The organism is Bacillus sp. AY3-1 (assembly GCF_008368785.1).
GTDB classification, from domain to species: domain Bacteria; phylum Bacillota; class Bacilli; order Bacillales; family Bacillaceae_G; genus Bacillus_A; species Bacillus_A wiedmannii.
In genome coordinates this window covers 197615-204674 of record NZ_QORZ01000002.1, presented here as the reverse complement: position 1 = coordinate 204674, position 7060 = coordinate 197615, and the positions used below count along the sequence as shown (strand labels likewise).

The 7060-nt window shown below is 31.9% G+C and carries 8 protein-coding genes and 1 pseudogene; 2 read left to right on the top strand and 7 right to left on the bottom strand.

The features are described 5' to 3' along the window. Positions 1-21 precede the first annotated feature (21 nt). From DN389_RS01335 to DN389_RS01320, 4 genes and pseudogenes are all read right to left on the bottom strand, one after another. A complete protein-coding gene (locus DN389_RS01335) occupies positions 22-873 on the bottom strand; it encodes a Cof-type HAD-IIB family hydrolase (protein WP_098191393.1) in 852 nt (283 codons plus the stop codon). Positions 874-1167: 294 nt separating this feature from the next. Further along, positions 1168-1746 carry a cysteine dioxygenase family protein gene (locus tag DN389_RS01330; protein WP_098191439.1) on the bottom strand — a complete coding sequence of 193 codons (579 nt, stop codon included), beginning with the start codon at positions 1744-1746 and terminating at the stop codon, positions 1168-1170. A gap of 265 nt (positions 1747-2011) precedes the next feature. Next, a pseudogene (locus DN389_RS01325) lies at positions 2012-2878 on the bottom strand (cytochrome P450); the annotation flags it as partial. Between the two features lie 93 nt (positions 2879-2971). After that, positions 2972-3274: a hypothetical protein gene (locus tag DN389_RS01320; RefSeq protein WP_000717614.1), complete on the bottom strand. Its 303-nt coding sequence runs from the start codon at positions 3272-3274 to the stop codon at positions 2972-2974. Between the two features lie 256 nt (positions 3275-3530). On the opposite strand from DN389_RS01320, the gene DN389_RS01315 reads away from it, so the two are divergent. Both DN389_RS01315 and DN389_RS01310 read left to right on the top strand, forming a co-directional pair. After that, complete coding sequence (locus DN389_RS01315) at positions 3531-4052, top strand: DinB family protein (protein ID WP_000568385.1); 522 nt, start codon at positions 3531-3533, stop codon at positions 4050-4052. A 218-nt stretch (positions 4053-4270) separates the two neighbouring features. Beyond that, entirely contained in the window at positions 4271-4675 is a 405-nt protein-coding gene (locus tag DN389_RS01310; protein ID WP_098190391.1) for a PadR family transcriptional regulator, read from the top strand. Between the two features lie 102 nt (positions 4676-4777). Here DN389_RS01310 and DN389_RS01305 read toward each other — a convergent pair whose 3' ends face one another. The 3 genes from DN389_RS01305 to DN389_RS01295 form a co-directional block, all read right to left on the bottom strand. After that, a complete protein-coding gene (locus DN389_RS01305; RefSeq protein ID WP_000046089.1) occupies positions 4778-4933 on the bottom strand; it encodes a DUF1540 domain-containing protein in 156 nt (51 codons plus the stop codon). 73 nt (positions 4934-5006) lie between these two features. Next, the gene (locus DN389_RS01300; RefSeq protein ID WP_098190390.1) at positions 5007-5636 is read right to left on the bottom strand and encodes a Vat family streptogramin A O-acetyltransferase; all 630 of its coding nucleotides are present in this window, start codon (positions 5634-5636) and stop codon (positions 5007-5009) included. Next, positions 5626-6909, bottom strand: a complete 1284-nt coding sequence (locus DN389_RS01295; protein ID WP_087984410.1) for an MFS transporter — start codon at positions 6907-6909, stop codon at positions 5626-5628. Before DN389_RS01295 ends, DN389_RS01300 begins: the two co-directional genes overlap by 11 nt. Positions 6910-7060 lie beyond the last annotated feature (151 nt).

The window sequence follows — 7060 nt, the reverse complement described above, 5'->3', positions numbered from 1 at the left end:
GATTCTTTTTTTCTTTTTATATTACATTACATATTTATATAAAGCATGTGCAACACCGTGTTCTTCATTTGATAAAGTTTCGTATTTACACATTGCTTTTATTTCTTCGACTCCGTTCCCCATTGCAATTGATATGTTTGCTTTTTCCATCATGGATACATCGTTTAGCCCATCACCTATCGCTACAGTATTTTCAACTGGAATATTTAGATGTTCTGCTAAAGTATATAATCCATTTCCTTTTTGAGCATCTCGATGATTAATTTCTAAATTATGCCAATATGAAGATGTAATTGCTAAATCAGTATTATGCAGAAACGCTGCTTTTAACTTTTTTAATTTTTCTATGTCATAAGAAAATGGTAAAAGCTTATGCACATGTATATCAGTTTCTACAATCGGTTTACAACTTTCTGCACTATGAAACGCTGTATGCTCAAGGTATAAAGCTGCGATCGTTTCTAATTCTTTCAAGTCGAAATTTTCTTTTGAATTCTTTACATACTCAATTTCATTACGTATACTCTCTACTCCATAATCCGGTACATACACACCTTTATCAGTATAAAGCTGATAATATAAGCCATTCTCTTCAAGATATTCTACAATCTCAAGTGCTTGCATATTTTGAATTGGATATCTCTTCATCATTTTTTTATCTTTATATATAAGCGCACCATTTTCCGCAATAATTGGACACTCTAAATTAACTTCTAACAACAATCTTTCAATGTCGACGATAGAACGTCCTGTACAAATTGCTACAACATGACCCGCTTCCTGACATTTTTGAATTGCTTCTGCATTCTCTTTACTAATCATTTTATTCCCTGAAAGAAGAGTTCCATCTAAATCAATTGCGATTAATTTCATTATTTCTTCACCACTTTCTATAAATACACGAGTTCATTATAAACAAAAGGTATCGTTTTCATACTGATCTCGTGAAGTACTCCTTATTTATAATTTATGAAAAGCGTTTCAGGTCAAGAAATAATTAATAATAAAATCAAAAACTTTTCTTTTTAAAGAAAAGTTTTTGATTTTATACTATGAACTATAACTAATATATTTCGTCTCATATTTATAATTTATGAAAAGCGTTTCAGGTCAAGAAATAATTAATAATAAAATCAAAAACTTTTCAGAAAAGTTTTTGATTTTATACTATGAACTATAACTAATATATTTCGTCTCACACATGTACACATTCTTTTCTTCAGTTGGGACATATACTTTAAACTTTTCTAAACGTTTTCCGTAAATATGAATGGTGACAACGCTTTCATTTTTAGCTATTTCAAGAATATGACAATCAGCTGGTGGAATGACTTTATCTGTTTCTCCTTCTCCCAAATAAAGATTTCCTGTATGTGTTAAATAAACAAGTGAATTTTCAAACTGCTTCGTTTGTATAAAGTTTTGCACCATTATCCTCCCTGTAAAAACGCCTTCTACTCCCCATGTACCATCATGATCATGTAAAGGTGTAGATTGTCCATCTTTCCATACAAGAGCTAATACTTCAAAACGATTAAAAGGATCTTCATATAACAAATGTCGTGCGTATTGAGCCGAATTCGCCTTCTGTTTTTCTAACGGAAGCCATGTTTTCTTTTCTAAAAGTTCTTCTAGTAATTTTTCAATCGCACAAACAATTTGATCTTCTAATAAATTACTATCCATTAAATCCGTTACAGCTTTAATAAATTTTTGAAACGTTTTACTTCCATTACACGTTAACATAAGCGTCCTCCTCCATTCTTTTTCACACACCTCCATACTAAATAACTAACTAAAATTTTACAATTGAGAAATAAAGTGAAACTTTAATCAGTGGGGGTTTTGTTCATCTCCCACTGATTATTAGTTGAACCAATCGGACGTTTACGGACAGTTGATCTCCCACCTAACTTCTTTGCTCCAACTGAATTTTGAGGTGGGAGTTTTACTGTCCGTTAACGCGGGATAAAAAAACAAGGTACAGTAATTTTGTACCTTGCTGAACGTTTTACCTAGTTTTCAAAAGAATAGGTAAGTATTTTAATGTTTGTTCATTTTCTAATATACATTTTTCTAAATTGAACGATGGAGATAACTCTATTTTTTCAAAGGCATTTATAAAGGTAGTTAATGCAATCTCAGCTTCTAAACGTGCAAGTGGCGCCCCTAAGCAAAAATGAGGACCTTTACCAAAGGTTAAATGCTTTTCATTTCCTATTCTGTGTAAATTAAATTTAGAAGCTTGTAAGAACTTTTTCTCATCTACATTTGCTGCACTTACCCATGCAACAATCATTTGATCCTTTTTCATAAAAGGTCCAAATATATTTGTGTCCTCTGTAATCCTCCTAGCTAATGTAATGGAAAAGCGATAGCGTAAAACTTCCTCAATCGCTTTTGAAATTAACGTAGGTTCTTTTCTTAACTCTTCATATATTCTAGGTGAATCTACTAAAAAGCAATAAAAGCTGTTAATAATTACATTTGTAGTTGTTTCATTACCTGCCGCTAATAAGCCTAAAGAAAAAGTAACTATTTCTTCATCAGTTAATCTTTCGCCTTCATATTCAGCTCGTATTAAATCTGAAATAATATCGTCGGTTAAATGATATCTTTTCTCTTGAACAATTGGAAGCAGGTACGTTTTAAATTCATTTAACGCAATTCCTTTTTCTACATCCAAATCGTTAAATTTTTCTTTACTATATGGCATAAATAAAATATCAGACCATTCTTTATTTTTTTTACGATCAGTTGTTGGCACTCCTAATAAATCGGATATGACGGTAACAGGTAAAGGTGCAGCAAACTCTTCAACGATATTAACCTCACTATATTTCCCGATATGTTGTACAAGTTCATTTGCGATAGACTGATATGTAAATATAATAAAAAACGAATGATTAATAGAAATATTCTACGCCACTCGTTTTTTATCGGACTTCTTTTTACTGTACTTTTATTTTCTTTATGAGTTATTAGAAAAATAATTGTCTATATAAGTCTTTATTTTTTCAAAATCCTTTTCCATAAATAAGATTGCTGGTACTTCAATTATTGGAAGATTATTTTCATTATCAAAAGGTGGACACGGTTTGGGAACTACCAAATAGTCAACTGAGTTTTTATCCCTAATATAATTAATTGAAACATCATAATACTTAGAAAAATATTCCTTCAAATCATCCTGATTCCTTAAAAATGGTAGAGAAAATATTGAACCATAATTTATACCAGCGTCGACAATTAATACAAAGCATATTTTTTTCATGATACACCCTCCTCGTATAATAAGTTTTAAGTTAATAACTGTTCCTTGAAAATTAAATAGTTTTTATCTTCAAGAGCTACATCAAAAAAATGATGTATGGGTAAAATTTAGTCTTGGATAAGGTAACACTGATAAAAACAGGTTTCCTTTTTCTTTATATTCAATTAAATTATATCATTATTTTACATGAATTTTCAGACTTTGTTTTTTTATTTTATTGGTAAACTTATGCTTAGCATGAATTGGAGGGATATATATGATAGATTATAGAATAATTTCAAGAGAAAACTATTCAAATAAGATTGGAGAGCTTGTAACAATGCTTGAACATACAAGAGATGTTACATTGAGCGAAATCTCCAATTTAAACCAAAGTGATTTAGATTTCTTACCAAACGGTAGTTCAAACACTATTGGTTCTCTCTTATCACATATTGCAGCGATGGAGTTTGTTCATCAAGTTATCTCGTTTGAAAAAAGAGATTTAACTGAAAGTGAATATCTAAAGTGGCGAATTTCTTTAGAACTTGGAGACAAAGCAAGGGAAGGAATAAAAAAGCAATCTTTAGATTATTATTTGAATGAATTATCACAAGTTAGAGAAAATACACTAACATATCTGAAATCAAAACAAGATAGCTGGTTATTCGAGGAAAACAAGTGGGATAATGGTGTGCCTTATAATAATTACTACTTGTGGTTTCACGTTATGGAAGACGAAATTAATCATCGTGGACAAATAAGAACAATTAAGCGATTGATGGGAATGAATAAATAAATCTTATTCAACCAAAGGGTGCTTTACTTGAGAAAGTCACTAGAAGAGTCAAATGATAACTATGAACTGCCCCCAATTGCTAGGTTTTGTTTAACAATTGGGGGCAGTTCATTTATAGCGCATAGGTAATCAGCTTTTTGTTAATCATGAGGTAGATATTTTTAACTAAAAAACCAATAATGGAAATATATCACATATTATGACCCGTTTTTACACGTATCTCGGCTGAACCCCATAATACACTGTATCCCGCTCTTCGGCGCTTCGAAAATATGGAGGCTATAATTAAACAAATACATAAACAAGTCGGAAAGCCGAATCGAAATATGTACGACATAACTGAAACAGGAGAAGAAATTTTTTATGAAATGTTAAGAGAGTTTCCCGAAAAGATTGCGACAAATAACGCTGAATTCCTTGTGCGTATCACGCTATTTGAAAAACTTGATTACGAAGCTAGAAAAGTAATTTTAACAATACGCCAAGACGTACTACATAAACAGCTTACTGCTATTCAATCTTTACATGTTAGCTCATCTTTTATTACAGAAGTTATTGAATTTAGTAAATCACGTATAGAACACGAATTACTTTGGATTACATCACTTATGAAGAAAATATAAAAATTAACAAGAAAAGTTAAAAATAATGAATGGAAATGAGATTTATTATCAATACTATAATTAATAAAAGGGCAACCACGATTTGGCTACCCTTCAAAAAATTTATACTTCTGGATCGAAAGTTTTGCAATCTGTTTCTTCCGTAGTTGATGCATGTTTCCCTTTATGACTTACTACATAAATTGCATCTGCACTACATTTATTGCCGTTAGCCCAAAATTTACAGTTGTTTACTTCACATAAAACGTCTTGTGCCATAGTATCACACCTCCTCGTTCTATTATCATTAACAAAATTCGGAGGTATGATACTCTTTGTCATGCATTTTTTATTACCTTTTTAGCTTTCTTAATGGTTCAATATTTCCTTGTACAATAGCATCTATATTTTCTGTTATTTTTTCAATATCAAAATGCCACCATTGAATTTGCAATAACTCTTCTACTATTGTACTTGTAAATCGTTCCTTTATTTTATTTGCAGGGTTTCCGCCAACAATAGTATATGGTGCGACGTCTCTAGTCACAACAGATTTTGCTGCAATGATTGCACCATCTCCTATTTTTATTCCGGGCATAATCGTTGCATCCATACCAATCCAAACGTCATTTCCTACTACTGTATCACCTTTGTAAGGTAAATCAGACAAATTAGGTGTATACTTCTCCCACCCATTTCCAAATATATTAAATGGATATGCCGAAAATCCATCCATCCGATGATTCGCTCCGTTCATAATAAAGGTAACTCCATTTGCAATACAACAAAACTTTCCAATAATAAGGCGATCTCCAAGAAATTCATAATGATGTAATACTCGATCTTCAAAAGTTTCTCCATCTTTCGCATCATAATATGAATAATCACCAACAAGTATATTAGCTTTCGTTATTGTATTTTTTATAAAATGGACATTTTCATTTCCTTCAATAGGGTATTTAACATTTGGATTAGGATTCATGTTGTACAGCACTTCCTTTACCATTTATTTCACTTTCTACCGCTATTACTGGTTTTAAATTGTATATAGGTAAAATAAAAAATAATCCGATTATAAATAGTAAAGCTGTGCCCTCATACATCGTACTTAATGAAAACATTTCTTTTAATGAACCAGCAATACTCATCGTTACTACCATTGAACCGGTAAATAGCGGACTTAAAATGCCATTTACACGACCGATAAAATCAGTATCGCTATTTTGGATAATGAGCGTATTAATACCTATTTGGATACAAGGAAGAGCTAACCCACTAAAAAGTTGTGCTGTCAGTGTTACCCATAAATTTGTGGAATAACCTATAATACCAATACCGATTGCCTGACCAAGCATACCGATAATTAACATCTTTTGCGGAGCAACGTTCTTCGCAAATACCATCGCTAAAGCGCCGCCAACAATCATTCCCACGCCATTTACTGTTAGTAACCATTGTAAACTCTCTTTTGATAATCCTAACTGCTCAGTTACAATAAAAATACCTAACGGCTGAATTAAACCAATCCCTAGTCCTGCTGCCATAAAACAAAGCCCTAGCAAAGTTAATGCTTTTTTCTTTTTCACATATTTAATACCATCCAGCATCTCCTGTAATAGCGTGATTTCTTTCTTCTCAATATCATTCTCAAGATCTTTCGGAAGAAATAACAACACAGCTGCTGCCAGTAAAAAAGCGATACCTGTTATGATAATTGAAATATAAATTCCAAAACTATGAAAAATAAATGTTCCAAGAATCGGTCCTAGCACCATAAAAATCGCAAATATTGTTTGATATATAGACATCGCTAATTGGATTTGTTCCGTTGATAAATGCTGTTTAAACAATTTCATACCTGATGGTTGAGAAAACTGCGAAAGGATTGCAGAAATAAGCGTGACAAAAAACACGATTTTCCATGTTCCAAACATAAGTGTAATTAATACAGCGAATACTGAAATGGAACTTAACGTTTCACACCAAATCATTGTCTTCTTTGGCTTCCACCTATCAGCAAAGGTTCCACCTATAAAGGAAAAGATGAAAATTGGAGCAAACTCAGCAACCGAAATCATTGAAATAGCAAAAGCATCACCTTTCGTCATTTCCATTACATATAATAATACCGCAAAGTTCCGAACCCATATTCCAATTTGTAAAAATAATGCTGATGCAAGAATTCCTTGCACAAACCGATTTTTTAATACTTGTGATACCCCATTGTTTTGTTTCGTTACTACATTTGTCGACATAAAAAATCCCCCTATTTCATGTTCTGAACAGGAGGCAGCACAAATCATATAAAAAGACTATATATTCGCAGAGCGAAATACATCCCTTTTCTATAAATGCGCAGACTAATCCTATTCAGAAGAATATTTCGTTTTTTAACGAAGATCTCTT

Bases quoted from the DNA above. Each gene is read 5' to 3' on its own strand.
- DN389_RS01305 (WP_000046089.1), bottom strand. From the start codon at position 4,933: ATGGCACAAGACGTTTTATGTGAAGTAAACAACTGTAAATTTTGGGCT.
- DN389_RS01320 (WP_000717614.1), bottom strand. From the start codon at position 3,274: ATGAAAAAAATATGCTTTGTATTAATTGTCGACGCTGGTATAAATTAT.
- DN389_RS01300 (WP_098190390.1), bottom strand. From the start codon at position 5,636: ATGAATCCTAATCCAAATGTTAAATACCCTATTGAAGGAAATGAAAAT.
- DN389_RS01335 (WP_098191393.1), bottom strand. From the start codon at position 873: ATGAAATTAATCGCAATTGATTTAGATGGAACTCTTCTTTCAGGGAAT.
- DN389_RS01315 (WP_000568385.1), top strand. From the start codon at position 3,531: ATGATAGATTATAGAATAATTTCAAGAGAAAACTATTCAAATAAGATT.
- DN389_RS01295 (WP_087984410.1), bottom strand. From the start codon at position 6,909: ATGTCGACAAATGTAGTAACGAAACAAAACAATGGGGTATCACAAGTA.
- DN389_RS01330 (WP_098191439.1), bottom strand. From the start codon at position 1,746: ATGTTAACGTGTAATGGAAGTAAAACGTTTCAAAAATTTATTAAAGCT.